The 17,713-nt window shown below is 72.4% G+C and carries 19 protein-coding genes; 9 read left to right on the forward strand and 10 right to left on the reverse strand.

Translation table 11 applies throughout. The annotated features are described in order from the left end of the window. Positions 1-17: 17 nt before the first annotated feature. The gene (locus tag ACZ3I3_RS14755) at positions 18-419 is read right to left on the reverse strand and encodes a DUF3662 domain-containing protein (protein ID WP_467365073.1); all 402 of its coding nucleotides are present in this window, start codon (positions 417-419) and stop codon (positions 18-20) included. Positions 420-473: 54 nt separating this feature from the next. Beyond that, entirely contained in the window at positions 474-635 is a 162-nt protein-coding gene (locus ACZ3I3_RS14760) for a hypothetical protein (RefSeq protein ID WP_467365075.1), read from the reverse strand. Positions 636-802: 167 nt separating this feature from the next. On the opposite strand from ACZ3I3_RS14760, the gene ACZ3I3_RS14765 reads away from it, so the two are divergent. From ACZ3I3_RS14765 to ACZ3I3_RS14780, 4 genes are all read left to right on the forward strand, one after another. Then, complete coding sequence (locus ACZ3I3_RS14765; protein WP_467365077.1) at positions 803-1,723, forward strand: MurR/RpiR family transcriptional regulator; 921 nt, start codon at positions 803-805, stop codon at positions 1,721-1,723. Between the two features lie 241 nt (positions 1,724-1,964). Then, positions 1,965-2,339, forward strand: a complete 375-nt coding sequence (locus tag ACZ3I3_RS14770) for a hypothetical protein (RefSeq protein ID WP_356924881.1) — start codon at positions 1,965-1,967, stop codon at positions 2,337-2,339. A 43-nt stretch (positions 2,340-2,382) separates the two neighbouring features. Then, positions 2,383-2,949 (forward strand): antibiotic biosynthesis monooxygenase, encoded by a 567-nt coding sequence (locus ACZ3I3_RS14775; protein ID WP_467365079.1) that lies wholly within the window; start codon positions 2,383-2,385, stop codon positions 2,947-2,949. Positions 2,950-3,052: 103 nt separating this feature from the next. Continuing rightward, positions 3,053-5,449 (forward strand): SpoIIE family protein phosphatase, encoded by a 2,397-nt coding sequence (locus tag ACZ3I3_RS14780; protein WP_467365081.1) that lies wholly within the window; start codon positions 3,053-3,055, stop codon positions 5,447-5,449. A 52-nt stretch (positions 5,450-5,501) separates the two neighbouring features. Here ACZ3I3_RS14780 and ACZ3I3_RS14785 read toward each other — a convergent pair whose 3' ends face one another. Both ACZ3I3_RS14785 and ACZ3I3_RS14790 read right to left on the reverse strand, forming a co-directional pair. Continuing rightward, the gene (locus ACZ3I3_RS14785; RefSeq protein ID WP_467365083.1) at positions 5,502-5,990 is read right to left on the reverse strand and encodes a flavin reductase family protein; all 489 of its coding nucleotides are present in this window, start codon (positions 5,988-5,990) and stop codon (positions 5,502-5,504) included. A gap of 106 nt (positions 5,991-6,096) precedes the next feature. Beyond that, positions 6,097-6,918, reverse strand: a complete 822-nt coding sequence (locus ACZ3I3_RS14790) for a peptidoglycan-binding domain-containing protein (protein WP_467365085.1) — start codon at positions 6,916-6,918, stop codon at positions 6,097-6,099. Between the two features lie 201 nt (positions 6,919-7,119). On the opposite strand from ACZ3I3_RS14790, the gene ACZ3I3_RS14795 reads away from it, so the two are divergent. Both ACZ3I3_RS14795 and ACZ3I3_RS14800 read left to right on the forward strand, forming a co-directional pair. Further along, complete coding sequence (locus ACZ3I3_RS14795; RefSeq protein ID WP_467365499.1) at positions 7,120-7,788, forward strand: TetR family transcriptional regulator; 669 nt, start codon at positions 7,120-7,122, stop codon at positions 7,786-7,788. A gap of 152 nt (positions 7,789-7,940) precedes the next feature. Further along, on the forward strand, positions 7,941-8,354 hold the full coding sequence (locus tag ACZ3I3_RS14800) for a Zn-ribbon domain-containing OB-fold protein (protein WP_356924875.1): 414 nt from the start codon (positions 7,941-7,943) through the stop codon (positions 8,352-8,354). Positions 8,355-8,394: 40 nt separating this feature from the next. On the opposite strand, the gene ACZ3I3_RS14805 is transcribed toward ACZ3I3_RS14800, so the two are convergent. The 3 genes from ACZ3I3_RS14805 to ACZ3I3_RS14815 form a co-directional block, all read right to left on the reverse strand. Next, positions 8,395-9,738 (reverse strand): Gfo/Idh/MocA family protein, encoded by a 1,344-nt coding sequence (locus ACZ3I3_RS14805; protein WP_467365087.1) that lies wholly within the window; start codon positions 9,736-9,738, stop codon positions 8,395-8,397. Positions 9,739-10,075: 337 nt separating this feature from the next. Further along, on the reverse strand, positions 10,076-10,462 hold the full coding sequence (locus ACZ3I3_RS14810; RefSeq protein WP_467365089.1) for a PPOX class F420-dependent oxidoreductase: 387 nt from the start codon (positions 10,460-10,462) through the stop codon (positions 10,076-10,078). A gap of 45 nt (positions 10,463-10,507) precedes the next feature. Further along, entirely contained in the window at positions 10,508-11,686 is a 1,179-nt protein-coding gene (locus ACZ3I3_RS14815) for a MalY/PatB family protein (RefSeq protein WP_467365091.1), read from the reverse strand. A gap of 24 nt (positions 11,687-11,710) precedes the next feature. On the opposite strand from ACZ3I3_RS14815, the gene ACZ3I3_RS14820 reads away from it, so the two are divergent. Beyond that, a complete protein-coding gene (locus tag ACZ3I3_RS14820) occupies positions 11,711-12,739 on the forward strand; it encodes a hypothetical protein (RefSeq protein WP_467365092.1) in 1,029 nt (342 codons plus the stop codon). A 116-nt stretch (positions 12,740-12,855) separates the two neighbouring features. Continuing rightward, a complete protein-coding gene (locus ACZ3I3_RS14825) occupies positions 12,856-14,205 on the forward strand; it encodes a S1 family peptidase (protein WP_467365094.1) in 1,350 nt (449 codons plus the stop codon). Positions 14,206-14,243: 38 nt separating this feature from the next. Here ACZ3I3_RS14825 and ACZ3I3_RS14830 read toward each other — a convergent pair whose 3' ends face one another. From ACZ3I3_RS14830 to ACZ3I3_RS14840, 3 genes are all read right to left on the reverse strand, one after another. Continuing rightward, positions 14,244-15,074 carry an EamA family transporter gene (locus ACZ3I3_RS14830; protein ID WP_467365096.1) on the reverse strand — a complete coding sequence of 277 codons (831 nt, stop codon included), beginning with the start codon at positions 15,072-15,074 and terminating at the stop codon, positions 14,244-14,246. Positions 15,075-15,125: 51 nt separating this feature from the next. Then, positions 15,126-15,311 carry a hypothetical protein gene (locus ACZ3I3_RS14835; protein ID WP_037667954.1) on the reverse strand — a complete coding sequence of 62 codons (186 nt, stop codon included), beginning with the start codon at positions 15,309-15,311 and terminating at the stop codon, positions 15,126-15,128. A gap of 100 nt (positions 15,312-15,411) precedes the next feature. Continuing rightward, positions 15,412-16,572, reverse strand: a complete 1,161-nt coding sequence (locus tag ACZ3I3_RS14840) for an ROK family protein (protein WP_467365098.1) — start codon at positions 16,570-16,572, stop codon at positions 15,412-15,414. 170 nt (positions 16,573-16,742) lie between these two features. Here ACZ3I3_RS14840 and ACZ3I3_RS14845 point away from each other — a divergent pair, with 170 nt between their 5' ends. Then, on the forward strand, positions 16,743-17,708 hold the full coding sequence (locus ACZ3I3_RS14845) for a carbohydrate ABC transporter permease (protein ID WP_467365100.1): 966 nt from the start codon (positions 16,743-16,745) through the stop codon (positions 17,706-17,708). Positions 17,709-17,713: the final 5 nt, after the last annotated feature.

Consider the following 17,713-nt stretch of genomic DNA (forward strand, 5'->3'; position numbering starts at 1 on the left):
GGTGTGTCGTGTGCGGGTCAATGAGTCGCGTGGAAGAAGCCGTCCGTGCTCACGTGCTGCATCACGCGACTGGCCACGCGGTAGCGGCCGTTGGGCACGTCCGGGCACCTCGCGACGTGTACCGCGAGCGGGCCCGCGAACTCGTAGCCCTTGCGTTCCGCGTGGCGAGACAGGCTGTCGGTGAGCGCCTGTCCCACGTCGGTGCCGTGGCGCGTCAGCTGGTCGTACACCTCGTCGGCCAGTTCCACGTCGTAGGCGTTGGGGACCATGACCCGGTCCGCCCGGCACACCACGGCGTTGTCGTCGCACTCGTGCCGCAGGGCGTCGAGGACCTCGACCGGCTCCTTGTCGAGAACCCGGGCCCACAGGGCCTCCCATCGGTTTTCCAGTGTCTCCTCCAGCGCACTCAGTGCGCCCATGCGGTCTCACCTGCCGGAAGCGTCGTCGGTGCGGTTGCGGTGGCCTGGAGAGCGCTAATGCTCGTCGTAGTCGTCGGGCCGCACCTCGGCCTCCTCCAGGGCCTCGCGCATCGTGCGGCCGCTCGCGCCCGGCGGTCGGGACCGGTTCTCGTCCTGCTGTTCCAGGACCTCGTCCGTGGTCTCCGTCTTGGGCCGGTTCTCCTCGGGAACGGTCATGACATCGGCTCCTCGTCCGTCGTGTCGGGATCTTCTGCCGCGGCGGGTTCCCGCCCGGCGCCCGGGTATCCCACCTGCCGGGAACCTCATTGCTGTGCGAAGAAGCCCTGGTCACCACGGTGCGTGAGCTATGTTGAACGTCCCTGGGAGACGAAGGAGGCGAACCGGTGCCATCGCCGCAGCAGGCACGCGCACAGGCATCCGCGATCACCTCGGGGAAGGCCGCCCCGGAAGCGGAGGTCTCCCCGTCCGCCCAGCTCAGAGCACTCTTCGACCGGCCCCGGCTGTCCCCGGGCCAGCGGCGCATCGCCCAGTACCTGATCGAGAACATCACCGAGGCGGCGTTCCTGTCCATCACGGATCTCGCCGACCGGGTCGGCGTGAGCCAGCCCTCGGTGACGCGGTTCGCCTCGGCGGTCGGCTTCAGCGGCTACCCGGCACTGCGCGAGAAGCTCCAGTCGATCGCGCTCGGCACCCTCGCGGGCGGCGGACCGGCCGAGGAGAACCGGGGCAACGAGCTGCAGGCGGCGGTCGACGCCGAGATCGAGAACCTGGAGAACCTGCGGCGGGACTTCGCCGACCCGAACCTGGTCATCGACATCGGCCGCAAACTGTCGTCCTCGACCCCGCTGACGGTCCTCGGCCTGCGGATCTCCGTCTCACTGGCCGAGTACTTCGCCTACGCCGCCCGCCGGATCCACCCGGACGTACGGCTCGTGACGCGGGGCGGCAGTGTCGCCTACGACGCGCTGCTCCAGTCGCGCGAGGCGGGCGGCACCTGGGTGCTGGCCTTCTCCATGCCCCGGCACGCCCAGGAGACGCTGACGGCCGTCCGGGTCGCGCGGGGCGCCGGACTCAAGGTCGCCCTGATCACCGACCTGGCGCTCGGACCGCTCGCGGACGAGGCCGACGTCGCCTTCGCCATCGGGACCGGGTCGCGTCTGGTCTTCGACTCCTACGCCGCCCCGGGCGTGATGTGCTCGGCGCTGCTCCAGGCCATGACGGACGCGGATCCGGAACGGACCCAGGCCCGGCTCGAGGAGTACGAGCAGGTCGCCGACCAGCATCACTTCTTCCTCCGGGACTGAGCGGCGGTCCGCAACAAAGCGCGCATGAATGTTTTCATGCGGCTTGAAAACCGGATGGCATATATAAATACTGCACACGGATCGCGACCCGGCCCTTCCGGATCCGTTCCGCACCCGAGGGGCCGGCTCCTACCCGCTTCGGCGTCCCGGGTGTCCGTGGCGGCCCCGGCCATCCCCTAGGCCGGGGCCGCCCCGACCCGTCGTCCACCCTCACGACGCCGCACACCCGGAAGCGATGATCATGCCCCTGACGACCACGCGCATCAGCCCGGACTGGCCCTGCCAGGTGAAGACCCCCGGGAGCTACGACTGGGAGCGCTCGGCGGCCAAGTGGCTGCGCGAGCTGGTGCCCGCGCGCTACGCCGGCTACCCCGTTTTCGTCCGCCACCCCGTCCTGCTCGCCCGGCATGCCCAGATCCAGGTCCAGCAGGAACTCAGGGTGGCCCGCACCGCCCTCCAGACCGCCCGCGCCGACCTACCGGGACTCGGCCTGCACGAGGGCGTCATCGAGCACACGATCAAGCTGTACGCGGCCGAGGTCATGCAGTTGCAGCACATCGCGCGCAGCGTGCGGGCGGTCACCACGGCGCTGGTGGAGGCCAACCGCCAGCCGTGAGGCCCGGGGCATGGCCCGCGTCAGGCGTGGCACCCGCAGGGGGATGAGCACCACCGAAATCCGGCGCGCCGAGCCGGTGACCACGGTTCTGACCTGGCAGGTGCGACCTGGCCGGGAGCAGCAGTTCGAGGAGTGGACGCGCGGCATCACCCGCTGCGCCAGACAGTTCCCGGGCAACGAGGGCGTCTCCTGGCTCACTCCCGAGGACGGCCACCGGTACCACGCCGTGCTGCGCTGGTCCGACCAGCACCGGCTCGCCGCCTGGCTGGAGTCCGAGGAGCGCGCACACTGGCACCGGCGGATCGAGGACATCGCGACCGAGGTCAGCAGCGAGCGCCAGTCGACGACCGGGATGGAGACCTGGTTCAGCCTGCCCGGCACGACCGTGCAGGCCCCGCCCCGGTGGAAGATGGTCCTCACGACGTTCCTCGGCGCGTATCCCTTCACCCTGCTCATCCAGTGGCTGGTGACGCCGCACACCACCGGCTGGCCGCTGCCGCTGCGGGCCGCCGTGTTCCCGCTGGTCCTGCTGCCGGTGCTGACCTATCTGGTGATGCCGAGGCTCAGCCGGCTGCTGCGACTGTGGCTGTATCCACGCGACGACCCCTGAACGCTCAAGAGACTGATGTGACCGGCGTGGCCCCCGGGAACCGGGAGCTGCCCGTGCGCACAAGGCAGTCTTCGAACAAGGCCGGGTATGCGATGCTCAACGCGTGACGAGCGAGCCCGTGACACCGGCGGAGCCCGGTGCCGCACCGGACCTGGTCGAACTGGCCAAGATCGTCGCCCGGCAGCGCGCCGAACTGGACCGGCTGCGCGACCAGGCGGCGACGTCGGCTGTCGTCGAGCGGGCCAAGGGCGCGGTGATGGCGCTGACCGGGTGTTCCGCGGACGCGGCGGACGAGCGGTTGCTCCAGCGGGCCAAGGCGGCGCGCCACACCCTGCTGGAGGAGTGCTGGATCACGCTCGGCTCCCTGGCACCCACGGCACCCGGCCCCGGCGAGGCGACCGAGCCCCTCGGCGCCGACGCCCCCGGCCCCGGCTCCGCGGCCCTGGTGGAGACGTCCGCGCCGGACGACGTCTCCGCCGCCCTGGCCCGCCTCGGGCAGGCCCTCGTTCGGGTGACGACACCGCCCGACCTGGCCCGGTGTCTGCTGGAGCATCTCGCGCCCGACATGGCGGCCGACGCCGTCATGATCTACGCCCGCAGGCCCGACGGCGGACTCGAACTGATCGGGCACGCCGGCATCGACGACCAGCTGGCCACCCAGTGGAGCCGGGTACCGCCGCTGAGCGGGATCGCGGCGCTGGACGCGCTGCGGACGGGCGAACCGTGCTGGCTGGAGGACGTCGCCACGCACGAGCGGCGGGAACTGCTGATCGGTGACCCGCCCGAGCGGTGGCGGTCGCGCGCCTGGCTGCCCGTGGACACGGCGGGCTCGGCCGAGGTCTGCATCGGCGTGCTGCGCGTCCACGCCGGGGCGTTCACGCCCCGCGACCGCGCCCATCTGCGGGGCGTCACCGAGCTGTGCGCCGGCCGGCTGCGCGCCTTCGACGCACCGACCGAGCGGGCCGGCGACGCCGCCACGGACGCGGTGCAGACCCTGTTCGACGCGCTGCCGATCGCGGCGATGCTGCTCAGCCCACTGCGGGCCGCGTCGGGCGAGACCGAGGACTTCCGGGTCGAGGCGGCGACCGCGCGGGCGGGTGACCTGCTGGGGCGCCCAGGTGAGGAGCTGGCCGGCCGGCGGCTGCTGGAGTTCCGGCCCGCCCTGACGGAGGAGCCGCTGTGGCAGGGCTGCCTGCGCACCCTGTCCACCGGGGAGCCGTACGAGAGTGAACCGTTCGCGCACGAGGAGGTCGTGGGGGGCATCGCGGCGCTGTCCACGTACTCGGCGCGGGCGGCGCGGCTGGACGACGCGCTGGTCGTCACCTGGATCCGGCACGGCTCCTCCGACCGGCAGGAGCAGCGGCTGGCGGATCTCCAGCGGCTGGGCAACCTCGGCTGGGCGAACTGGAACCTGGCCACGCAGGAGGCCTCCTGGTCGACCCAGGTGTTCTCCATCTTCGGCCGGGACCCCGCGCAGGGCCCGGTGCGGCTCGCCGGGATGCCGGAGCTCGCGCTCCCCGAGGACGCTCCCGCGGTGAGCCGCGCCGTCCGCGACCTCGTCCAGCGGGGGCGGGCGTTCGACCTGCCCTTCCGCATCAGGACGAGCGGTGGCATCCGGCATCTGCGGCTGGTGGCCGAGGCCGTGGCCGACACGCACGGCACGCCCGTCGAGGTGCACGGTGTCGTCCAGGACATGACGGCCCGGCGGCGGGCGGAGCTGGCCTTGGTCGAGAGCGAGCAGGCGATCCTCACGCAGCACGACGTGCTCCAGGCCGAACGGACCCTGGCCTCCCGGCTCCAGCATGCGCTGCTGCCGTTGGCCAACCGGCCCGTCCACCTGGCGGGGCTGCGCGTCGAGGTCGCGTATCTGCCCGCGCAGTCGGGTGTGCACGTCGGCGGTGACTGGTTCAGCGCCGTGGAACTGCCCGACCGGGACGCGCTGCTGGTGGTCGGCGACGTCGCCGGGCACGGCGTCGACGCCGTCGCCACGATGGCCCAGCTCCGCTTCACCGCGAAGGGCATGGTCATCACGGGTTCCTCGCTGACCGGCGCGCTGGCCCGGCTGAACACGCTGCTGTTGCACTCCCGCGATTCCCACGCGACGGCCACCATGGTGCTGGCCCGGTACGACCCCGGGCAGCGCCGTCTGGTCTGGGCCCAGGCGGGGCATCCCCCGCCCCTGCTCCTGCGGGACGGCGAGGCGCGGTATCTGAGCCGCCCCAAGGGCATGCTGCTCGGCGCGACCACGGCTCCGGTCTTCGAGGAGGCGGAGTGCCGTCTCGAGCCGGGCGACCGGCTCATCCTGTTCACCGACGGTCTGGTCGAGCACCCTCCGGAGAGCATCGACCGGGGTCTGGACCGTCTCGCGGAGGCGGTGGCGTCCTCGCACGCGGACGGGCCCGTGGCCCTGGGGCCGTTGCTCGCGCGGATGCTGCCGGACGAGCGGCGGGACGACGTGTGTGTCGTGGACGTCCGGGTGCCGGGAGTTCTGGAGACATAGCGGCTTCGGGACGCGGGACGCGGGACGCGGGACGCGGGACGCGGGACGCGGCTCAGTCGACCGGATGACCGGGCTTGATGGTGTGGGCGCCGGAGAGGCGCAGCAGCGGCCCGTCGTACGTCTCGTCCCCGCCCCACTCGACCGGCTCGAGGACGAAGCCGATGTGGTCGCCGCCGCCCGCACGCGTCACGATCCGGCCCACGAACCAGGCCGGCGCGTCGGCCAGCACGACGGCCCCGCCGTAGGCCTCCCGCAGCGGGATGCCCTCGAATTTGTCCGTCCGGTCGCCGGTCCGGCCGCCGAACCGCTCCGCGATGCCGTGCTGTTCACGGGCGAGCAGGTGCACCGCGAGTACTTCGGCGTCCCGGGCCACCCGGAAGGTGTGGTTCACCTCGGACAGCCACACGACGAAGCGCACGGGATGGATCGAGCACTGCGAGGCGAATCCGACCAGGCACCCCGCCCGTTCACCGCCCGCGACGGCCGTGACGACGCACATGTCGGGGTCCAGCCGCCCGATGAACGCGTCCATGCCCGCCATGCCCACACCACTCCCTCGACCCGCGCGGCCACCGTCTCCTCACCACCCATCACCTCACCATGCCGGGGCTGCGGTTGCCATCCGGGGTGCCGTCCCGAGAAGGCGGTCAGCCGGTGCCGGGTGCCGTGCGGGACTCCAGGGCGAGGCGGGTGTCGTTGCCGTAGACGCCGGTCTCGTCGCCGCGGATGCCGTACCAGAGCTGGAAGCGGGCGACCGCCGCGGTCAGTGTGGGGTCGTAGCGGCCGTCGGTGGCGCCGTCCCGGTAGACGTCCGGGATGCGCAGGAGGCGTTCTTGGAGGTCGGTCACCTCGGGGCCGGTGGCTCCCTCGCGGAGGGTGCCGGGGCCGTCGGGGTCGGCGGCGGGGGGCCGGGGGGGTGTGGGGGTCTGAGCAGCGGCAGGGGCGGAAGCGGACTCGGTGGGGCGGGGCGCGGGGGCCGTCTTGTCTTCGGTGTTCCCGCCGGGGAGCAGGAGGGCGGCGCCGCCGAAGCCGAGCACCGCCGCGGCGACGACGGCCACCGCGACGGCTGCCCGGCGCAGCCCTGATCCGGGCACGGCAGGGCCGTAGCCCTTCTCGCGGGTGAGGGGCGGCAGTTCCTGTGTCAGGTCCTCGGAGCCGGCCGGCCGCCGGGGAAGTACGACGGACTCGTAGCCGCCGGGCGCCTGGCGGCCGGGCTTGAAGCCGCTGGACGACCCATAGCCGCTGGAGCCGTAGCTTCCGGATTCAAGGCCGCCGGGTGCTTGGCCGCCGGGTTCATGACCGCCGGCTGCTTGGCCGCCGGGCTCGTCGCCGTCCCGTGCGGAGGCGAGCTCCTCGCGGTACTCCCGCATCAGTTCCGCGAGTGCGTCGGTGCGGCGGGGCCGCAGGACGCGGATGGGTTCGAGGGCCGGGCCGTCGTGCGGCTGCCGGGGCTCGGACGGTGTCGACACGCTGCTCTCCTTCCGTCCGGGCTCGGGGGCGCCCGTCTTCGGGGATCGTCCTGCCGCTAGATACGCGGCTGCCGCGCCACGAGTTCAGAGGGAACTCGGTTCCTCCCCATGAGTGCACTGAGTGCCATGCGTTCCCTTCCGGGTGCTACGTTCCCGCTCATGAGCTCCGAGAAAGCCGACGCCGGGACCGGAAAGCCGCCCATGCGGGACGCCCTGGTGGCGGCAGCCTTCCAGCTGTTCCTCGAACGGGGTTACGAGCAGACCACCATCGACGACATCGTGGCGCTGGCCGGGGTCGGGCGGCGCTCCTTCTTCCGCTACTTCCCCTCCAAGGAGGACGTGGTCTTCCCGGACCACGAGCGGTGCCTGGCCGACATGACGGCCTTCCTGGCGGCGGGCACCGGCGACGAGGAACCCGTGCGGAGGGTCTGCGACGCGGCCCGGCTCGTACTGCGGATGTACGCCGAGAACCCGACGTTCTCCGTACAGCGCTACCGCCTCACCAAGAAGGTCCCGGGGCTGCGCGCCTACGAGCTGTCGGTGGTGTGGCGCTACGAGCGCGCCCTCGCCGAGTATCTGCGCCGGCGTTTCGCGGCCCGCCGGGACGGGACCCTGCAGGCCGATGTGATCGCGGCGGCGGTGGTCGCGGCGCACAACAACGCGCTGCGTTCCTGGCTGCGTTCGGACGGCCAGGGCGAGGCGAACACCACGGTGGACCACGCGCTGGCGTACGTGCAGTCCGCGTTCGGCGGCACGCCGGTGCCTCCGGCCGTGGAGCAGCCCGAGGACGTGGTGGTCGTCGTATCGCGGCGCGGCGCGCCGTTGTGGCGGGTCGTGCAGGAGATCGAGTCGACGCTGGGGCGCGGCTGAACGGCTCCACATTGAGGGAACGGAGTGCCTTTACGAGTGGCACTGAGTGCCATACTCTGTGCTGCGTGCGCGGTGGCACGGCGAACCGGGCACACGTGTGCGCGGGTGACCACGCACACGGGATTCCGGCCGAGTGCAGGGAGTTGACCAGCGTGTACCACCACTCAGGAACCGTCACTCAGCAGGCAGCCGGCTCCCCGACGGGTCTGCTCGACCCGAAGGGCCCGGACACCGAGGCCATCCTCTACCAGCGCTGCACCTGGTGCGGCACCGCGATGTACCACCGGGTGCTGTGTCCGGTCTGCCGCGGCAGCGAGCTGCGGACGGAGCGCAGCGAGGGTACGGGCACGGTGCGTCACTCGACGGTGGTGCACCGCAACACGCCCGCGGCACGCAACGTGTCCCTGATCGAGATGTCCGAGGGGTTCATCGTGCGCGGCCGGGTGATGGGCCCGCCCATCGGCATCCACAGCGGGGACCGGGTGCGGCTGTCCACGGCCAAGGACCCGGTACGGGGCGAGCCGGTCTTCCAACTGCTGGACGAGCCGTACCGGGCCTGGCGCTGACGGGCGGTCCGGTCACCGGTCACCGGTCACCGGTCACCGGTCACCGGATCCCGGAGAGCAGTTCGCCGGTGCGCACCGGCCGTCCCGTCTCGAAGCTGCGGTTGGCGGCGAGACCGACCGCCAGGGCGAGTGCCCCGTCGCGTTCGGTGGCCGTCGGGTGGGTCGTCGCCGCGGTGTCGGCCGGGCGGGTGGGGTCCGCGGGGCCGAACAGCGCGTCGAGCATGCGCGGGTCGCCGCCGCCGTGGGCCTCGTGTGCGACCGCGAGCGGCACGTCCGCCGGGGGCTGCCACAGCGGGCGCAGGGTGAGGCGGGCGCCGCCCGGGTGATCCGCCGCCGTGTCCCCGTGCAGGGCACCCGCGGCCGAGGTGATCCGGGTCAGGGGCGGCTGCCAGCGGCTCTCCTCGACCTCCAGCTCCAGCCGGCCCGCGCTGCCGTTGAACATCACCCGGTAGCCCTCCCACGGGGAGTAGGCGGTCAGGTGGTACGTCATCGTCGCGCCGCGCGCGTAGCGCACCAGGACGGACATGTCGTCCTCGATGGTGATCGGCCCGTCGAAGACGTTCCGGTCGCGCAGGTACCCGTCGTCGCGCTCGGCATCCAGGTAGAGGGCGCGCAGGGTGTCGTTGGCCGCGAGGTCCAGGGCGAAAGGGTCGTCGGCTGCCCCGTCGGCGCCGTGGGCGCGGTCGTACTCCCGGCGCAGCCCGTGCCGCTCCCCCGCCTCGCGGCCGTAGAAGCCGAGCCGCCCGTAGCCGAAGACCTCCCGGGGCTCGTCGGCGAGCCACCAGTTCACCAGGTCGAAGTGGTGCGAGGACTTGTGCACCATCAGGCCGCCGCTGTTGTGCTTCTCGCGGTGCCAGCGGCGGAAGTAGTCGGCGCCGTGCCGTACGTCGAGCAGCCACTCGAAGTGGACGGAGAGCACCTCGCCGATCGCGCCGTCGGCGAGCAGGGAACGGACCTTCTCGTGCACGGGGTTGAAGCGGTAGTTGAAGGCGACGGTGAGAGAGTTGCCGGTCTCGCGGACGGTGCCGAGGATGCGGGCGCAGCGCTCGGCGTCGACGGTCATCGGCTTCTCGGTGACGACACGGCAGCCCGCCTTCAGGGCCGGGACGATGTAGCGGTCGTGCTCGGCGTCGACGGTGGTGACGACGACCTCGTCGATTTCCTCATCGGCGAGCAGATCGGTGAAGCGGTCGGGCTCCCACTCGGTGGCCGCCGGAGCGCCGGCGTCGGCCAGCAGCCGGTTGTGGAAGGCCATCCGCGTCGGGCTGGGGTCGCACAGCGCGGCCACCAGGTGGCCGGGGCGTTCGGCGAGGCCCCGGGTGAACAGCTGGGCCCGGTGGCCCGTGCCGACGACGGCGGCGCGCAGGACGGGATTTCGGCTCATGACAGGTGGTCTGTCCCGGGGACGGGCCGTCCACTCCCCCGGCGAGGAAAGCGCTTGCCGGACGTGTGTGCCGAAACGTCTGTCAGCGCGACGAGGGGTGGGTACCGAAGCGGCTGTCAGCGCGACGGGGCGTGGGTGCCGAAGCCGGGGGGCAGCGCGTCAGGGCGTAGGTGCCGAAGCCGGGGGGCAGCGCGTCAGGGCGCGTGCGGCGAAACCGGGGTCCCGCAGGGCATCGCCTCGTACGGCGTCGCCGCGGGCGGGCCGGGCAGGAAGGGCGGGAATCCCGCGCGACGATGCCGGGTCAGCGCGGGAAGGCGCGCGCCCAAGCCGGGGTCGGTCAGCGCGTCAGAGTGAGGCGGATGCCCACCGTGCCGTCCAGGCCCCGGCGCAGCCGGCTGCCGAGCAGGGTGAGCCGGCCGGTGATGCCGTACTTGCGGGCGATCAGCTGCCGGTAGCGGGCGGTGGTCGCCGCGTCGCAGATCTCCGCCGTCGCGGGCAGCTGCTCGCCGGTGGGGTTGCCGCGCAGGTCGCAGGGGCCGACCAGGACGTCGGCGCGGTTGCGGATCCGCTTGACCTTCCAGGAGTCGGCCGGCGTCCAGGCGCCGAGCGCGTTGCCGTCGCGCACCACCCAGACCGGGGTGGCGACCGGCGTACCGTTCCTGCGGTAGCTGGTGATCAGCAGGTACTTGCCCGCGCCCAGGTCGGCCGGCGCACTGTCGTCCATGGCGGGCAGTCTACGAGCGCGTCCCGCGCGGCGTGCCCCCGGCTTTCAGTGCAGCGCGGCGGCCATTCTCCGCACCGCCTCCCCGATCACCTCGGGCGAGGTCGCCAGGTTGAAGCGGACGTGCCCGGCGCCGCCCGTACCGAAGGGAAGGCCGGAGTTGAGGGCCACCCGGCCGCGGTGCAGGAAGGCGTCCGCCGGGTCGTCGCCGAGGCCGAGGGCACGGCAGTCGAGCCAGGCCAGGTAGGTGGCGTCGCCCGGGCGGTAGCGGATCTCGGGCAGGTGCTCGGCCAGCAGGTCCGCGAGCAGCCGCCGGTTGGCGTCGAGGCCGGACAGCAGGGCGTCCAGCCAGGTGACGCCGTCGCGCAGGGCGGCGGTGTGGGCGATGACGCCGATGTGGCTCGGGCCGTGCCCGACCTCCTCGGGCATCCGGGCCAGGTCGGCGCCGGCCCCGGGCCCGGCGATGGCGAGGGCGGCCTTGAGCCCGGCCAGGTTCCACGCCTTCGAGGCGGACATCAGCGACAGCCCGCGCTCGGCGCCGGGCACGCTGAGGTACGGCACGAAGGCGGTGCGGCCGACCTCGAGCGGCGCGTGGATCTCGTCGGCGACGACGCGGACGCCGTACCGCTCGGCGAGTGCGGCGACGGCGGACAGCTCCTCGGCCGTGTGCACGGTGCCGGTCGGGTTGTGGGGGCTGCACAGCAGGTAGGCGGCCCGTGCTCCACCCGCGGCCACCTGACGGAAGGTCTCCTCCAGGACGCCCAGGTCGATGCGCCCGTCCGCGCCGAGCGGGGCCTGGACCACACGCCGGTCCATGTGCTCGACGAACTGGTAGAACGGCGGGTACACCGGCGGGTTCACGACCACCGCGTCCCCGTGCCCGGTGACCAGCTTGAGCATCTCGACCACGCCCAGCATGACGTCGGGCACGACCGCGGTGCGCTCCACGGCGAGCCCGTCCCAGTTCCACCGCTTCTCGGCGAACGCGGCCAGCGCCTCCGCGTACGCCGTGCCGGCGGGGTAGCCGGTGTCGCCGAGACGGAGCGCGTCGGTGACGGCGCGTACGACGGGTTCGGCGAGCGGCACGTCCATCTCGGCCACCCAGACCGGCAGCACGTCCTCCGGATAGGTGCGCCACTTCATGCTCGTACGGCGGCGGAGATGGTCGAGAGTGAGAGCCTGCAAGGGATTCGGTTCACCGGACGTCTCGTGCGGGATCCTGGTCATGGGCACACGATAGGGGGCTGTGCAGTGAGCGGGAATCGTGAGGACGGGGAGCGGGGAGGGGCCGAAGGCCCCTTCCTGGAGATCGCCTGCGACGAGTCCGGGTCGGACGGCGAGAACCTCACCGGCGGGAACACGGACGTGTTCGCGCACGCCAGCGTGTCGCTGTCCATGGCGACGGCAGCGGCGGCCGTGCGGGAGATCCGGGACCGGATCCGCTCGCCGGCCGAGGAGTACAAGGCGAACCACCTGCTGCGGGAGAAGCACCGCGCGGTGCTGGAGTGGCTGCTCGCGCCCGACGGGCCGATCCACGGGCGGGCGCGGGTGCATCTGATGGAGAAGTCCTACTTCGTGGTGGACCGGGCCGTCGGGCTGCTGCTGGGCGACCCGGGCGCGGCCGTCGCCCTGTTCCGCGAGGGCCGCCGGGCTTTCGGGGAGGACGGTTGGCGGGCGTTCCTGGAGGCGGCCAACCAGCTGCTGCGGGTCCGTAACAACGGCGAGCCGGGCGCTCCCGTCGAGGTCTTCTACGGCACGGTCGACGCCCTGCGGCGGGCCCGGCCGGACTCGGACGCGGCAGCGATCCTGGAGCGGCTGGCCGCGACCCGGGACCGCGCGGTGTCCTATCGGGCGGGGTTCCTGGACGGGCCGCCCCTCATCCCGGTCCTCAACCCGCTGCTTCCGGCGATCGTCCGGACGGCCGCGCTGTGGAGCGGCGACGGGCGGCCGGTCCGTCTGGTGCACGACCGGCAGAACATGCTGACGCCGGACCGCATCGCCTGGCTCGAGGAGACGGCCCGGCAGGCGGGGGTCGGCCTGGCCGGGCTGCGGCTGGTCGTCGCGCGCGAGGACACGCGCGTGCAGGTGGCGGACTTCCTCGCCGGGATCGCCCGCAAGATCGCCTCCGACGAGCTCAACGGACGCGGGGACCCCGTCCTCACCGCCCTGCTGCGGCCCTACGTCGACCCGGCCTCGGTCTGGGGCGACGTGCGCAGCCGGGCCCTGCTCGCCGCCCCGGCGGACCTGGGTCCGACCGTTCCCGCCGCCGGCCGGCGGTGAAGAGATCACGCGTGCGCTGAACACGGCACGGCTGCGCCCCGTATGGGAAGAGGGCACTCAACTCAAGGAGTGCCCCGCGGTGTTCACACCGTGATGTTCGGGTTCGGGAGCCATGCATGAGGCACGCACGACGACGGGTCGTCCGGCGAGTGACACGGCTGGCGGCCGTCGGCGGACTCCTCCTCGGAGGAACGATGGTCACACGCGCCGTGGCGAGCGAGCCCCCCGACCCGTCGATCGGCGTCCCGTACTCCGCGCGGCCGGCCACGAGCATGGGCACCGATCTCGTGTCCCGTCTCGGCACCTCCCGCACGGCGGGCAGCTGGGTCGACGCCGCGGGCCGGCCGGTCGTCGCGGTCACGGACGAGAAGGCGGCCGACGAGGTCGAGCGCGCCGGTGCGCGGGCGAAGATGGTGCGCCACAGCATGAGCGACCTCAAGTCGGCCACGAAGACGCTGCGTTCGGCGCCGCGGGTGCCCGGTACCGCCTGGGCCCTGGACTACAAGAGCAACGAGGTGGTGGTCCGGGGCGACAGCACCGTCTCCGCCTCCGACTGGTCGCGGCTGACCGACGTCGCGGAGGGCATCGGCGGCTTCGTACGCATGGAGCGCACCGAGGGTACGTTCACGACGCGGGTCAACGGCGCGCAGCCGATCCTGTCGACCGCCGGGCGCTGTTCGGCGGGCTTCAACGTGACCGACGGGACGACCGACTACATCCTCACGGCCGGGCACTGCGGGCCCGACGGTTCCGTCTGGTTCGCCGACGACCGGGGCCGGGAGCAGGTCGGCTCGTCGCTCAAGGGGAGCTTCCCGGGCGACGACTACTCCCTGGTGAAGTACGACAGCGGCCGCGCGGGCGAGGGTGCGGACGTCGTGGCGGTCGGTGACGGCAAGGGTGTGCGGATCACGGGCGTGGCCGATGCGGAGGTCGGGCAGAAGATCTTCCGCAGCGGCAGCACGAGCGGGCTGCGCGAGGGGGAGGTGACGGCGCTGAACGCGACGGTCAACTACCCCGAGGGCACGGTCACCGGCCTCATCGAGACGAACGTGTGCGCCGAACCCGGTGACAGCGGCGGCCCGATGTTCGCCGACGGCGTCGCGCTCGGTGTGACGTCGGGCGGCAGCGGGGACTGCGCTGCGGGCGGTACGACGTTCTTCCAGCCGGTGACGCAGGCGCTGACCGAGCTGGGCGTCAAACTGATCGTGGCCAAGCAGGCCGGTGCCGGCACCGGCGCCTCCCCCGCGCCGTCGGCCTCGCAGGGCGCCGCCTCGCCCGGCTCGTCGGCGCCGGTGTCGGGCGAGGACGTGTCGGGCCTGCTGAGCCGCCTCACCGACCCGCGCAACGTCGGCCCCGGCCTGCTCGTCATCGCGGGCAGCCTCGTCGCCCTGGTGGCGACCCGGTGGATCCGCGCGGAGCAGGACCGCAAGGCGTATCGGCAGCACTACTCGGCTACTTGGGGCTGATGCGCGTGCGTGCGGCCGCACGTCGGAGGGTGTCGTGCTCAGCCCAGCGTGAGCAGTACCGTCGCCGCCCCCGCTCCCAGCAGCCCCAGCGCCTGGCGCCGGCTGATCCGTTCGTGCAGGAGGGCGAGGCCGAGGACGACGGGCAGGGCGGGGTAGAGGGACGCGAGGACCACGGCGATGGCGAGCAACTGGCGCTGCGCGGCGAGCAGATACAGCACGAGGCCGAGGGCCGCGCCGGCCCCGATGAGGAGGGCCTGGACGCAGCGGCCCGGCGGCAGCTTCAGCCGGCGGGCGTGGCGGGCGGCATCCGGCAGGAGGACGAGGACCGCGGCGACACGGCCCGCGGCGACGGGCCACAGCCCGCTCGCGGAGGCCGCCTGCCCGAGGGCGAGGTACTGCACGGCCACGCCCGCGCTGGCGAGGAGTCCGTCGGCCGTCCCCTTGCCCGCGCCGCCTCCGCCTCCACCTCCGGAGACGAACCACAGCGCGGGGACGGTCACAGCGATGCCCAGCCAGGCCACGACCCCCGGACGGTCGCCGAGGACGAGCACCCCGCACAGCACGGACAGCGCGACTCCGGTGACGGCGCTCACGGGCACCACGACGCTCATGGCGCCGCGGCTCAGGCCCCGGTTGAGGAACCGCATGGCGACGCCGCTGCCGACGCCGGACAGCGCGCCCCACAGCAGGTCGGCGGTGTGGACGGCGTCGGCGGGTATGAGGAGCGCGACGGCGCAGGCGAGCAGTAGCCCGCCGAGCTGGCCGAGGAAGGTGACGGCGGCGTGGTGGATGTGCCGGGACAGCAGGCCGCCGGCGAAGTCGACGATGCCGTAGACGACGGCCGACGAAAGTGCGAGAAGGGCACCCATTGGATCAGGGGTGCCCCAGGACGAGGGTCCGATGCGTCAGCAGCCTGACGCTCAGGCCGCGGGCGCGGACTGCGGGGCCGCGGCGGCCCACTCCAGGACGAGCCGCTGATACTCCTCGCGCTGCTCGACACTCAGTGTCCCGCCCGACCGGCGCCACAGGGCCCGGATCTCCTCGTTGACCTCGTCAGCCGTTCGCTGGGAAGAGGATTCAACAGTGGTGGACATGCTGTGAAGCATACGTCGCCACAGGTGAAGACGATGTGAGTAATCGTGAGGTAAACGGTCATTCCGGACAGTGTTGCTGATCACGTCCATCTCCCAGTAAACGTGAGCCTGTTCACGCTTCGCCCGATCCCAGCACCAGCACCTTGATGGCCAGCACGGCCGCGCCGCGCGCCCAGTCGTGAAAATCGGACACCTTCGTCTCCAGTTCGACCGGGGCGGCCAGGGGATGCCGGTTGTCGCGGACGGTGTCCTCGACCGTCTTGCCGGCCACGTCCATCAGCCCGACCCCCTCCCCCGCGAGCAGGATCTTCTGCGGCATCACGAAGTTGGAGATCTGCGCGACGAGCGTGCCCAGCGCCCGGGCCGCCTCGTCGACGACCCGGGCGGGCATCGGGTCCCCGGCGGCGGCCGCCGCGAGGATCTCCTCGTAGGTCCGGTCGCGGCCGGTGGCGGCCTGGACCTGGTAGCGGATGTTGGGGATGGTCAGCAGTGAGACGGCACTGCCGCGCCGGCCGTCCGGGGTGAGCGGCCCGTTGGGGTCGACGATCCAGTGCCGGCCGAAGCCGCGGTCCTCCTCGGCGTAGGCCACCCGCTTGCCGCCCAGGACGAGCCCGTAGCCGATTCCGGCGCCGATGGTGAGGACGACGAAGCGGTCCAGGCCGCGACCGGCACCGAACCAGGTCTCGGCCTCGACCAGGGCGGCGACGTCGTTCTCCACGACCACGGGCAGCCCGGTGCGCTCCTCGACGAGCTCGGCCAGGGGCACGTCCCGCCACAGCAGGAAGGGCGATTCCCCGACGACGGCGCGATCCTGGACGAAACCCCCGACGCCGATGCCGATCCCGGCGAGCCGGGGGTGGTCGCGGATCAGCTCGGCGGTCATCTCCCCGAGTACGTCGGCGACTTCGGCGGGGTCGTGGGTGGTGAGCGGGCGGTCGTGGCGGGCGACGATGTCACTTCTGAGCGTGGTGACGACGCCGTAGACCATGTCCTCGGTGATCTTGAAGCCGAGGAAGGACCAGGAGTCGGCGACGACGTCCAGCGGTGTCGAGGGGCGGCCCTGGCGCGCCTCCGCCGGCACGCCCGCCTCGGCCACCTCGACCAGCAGGCCGGATTCGATCAGCGGCTTGGTCAGCCGGGTGAGGCTGCCGGCCGACAGTCCCAGCCTGCGGGCGAGTTCGGTGCGCGACAGCGGTCCGTGCACGAGCACCTCGATGGCCACCGAGCGCTCCCCCGGGCTCAGCGGCGGCCAGCTGGCGATGCCTGCGGTCATGTAGGTCCGCTCCCCTCACCCTTTTCTTTCGCACTGAAACCAACATGACCACTCTAAGTCGATGATGGTTCCTGCGAAAAGATGTTTGCACCCCTCTTGACGCAGCAATTGTTTCGCACCAAAAGTAAGTCCCGCCAGAGGACGAGCCGCCGCAGCGAGGGAGTCTCCCGATGACCATCGCCTCCAGCAGCCCTCCGTCGCGTCTGCCCGTGGGCGGCGCGGCGGAGGCCCACAACAAGCCCAGGACCCGACGGGCCGAGATGGGCGAGAACCGGGGTGACGGACGGCTGGCCGCGCTCTTCATCGCGCCGGCGCTGCTCGGCTTCGTCGTCTTCCTGCTCTGGCCGACACTCCGGGGCATCTACCTGAGCTTCACCCGCTTCAACCTGCTGACACCGGCCGAGTGGGTGGGCCTGGACAACTACGTCCGCATGGTCAACGACCCCATCTTCTGGGACTCGTTGGCGGTCACCGTCGAGTACGTCGTCATCAACATCGGCGTGCAGACGGTCGCGGCGCTCGCCATGGCCGTCCTCCTGCAGCGGCTGACCCAGTCGGCGATGCTGCGCGGCATCGTGCTCACGCCGTACCTGATGTCGAACGTCGTCGCCGGTCTGGTCTGGCTCTGGATCCTCGACACCCAGCTCGGCATCGGCAACGAGATCATCAGCGCCCTCGGCGCCGACCGCATCCCGTTCCTCGCCGACGAGACCTGGGCGATCCCGACGATCGCGCTCATCAACGTGTGGCGACACGTCGGGTACACCGCGCTGCTGCTGTTCGCCGGTCTCCAGGCGATCCCGGGCGACATGTACGAGGCGGCCCGGGTGGACGGCGCGAGCGAGTGGCGGATGTTCTGGCGGATCACCATGCCGCTGCTGCGGCCGGTGCTCGCCGTCGTGCTGATCATGACGGTGATCGGGTCGTTCCAGGTGTTCGACACCGTGGCCGTGACCACCGCGGGCGGTCCGGCGAACGCGACCAACGTGCTCCAGTACTACATCTACGGCTCGGCCTTCGGGCGCTTCCAGTTCGGCTACGCCTCGGCCATGTCCGTCGCCCTGCTGGTCGTGCTGAGCGCGATCACCGTCCTCCAGTACCGGCTCACCCGGGCCGGCCGGACCGACCTCGGCTGACGGAA

The organism is Streptomyces sp. NPDC016851 (genome assembly GCF_055562795.1).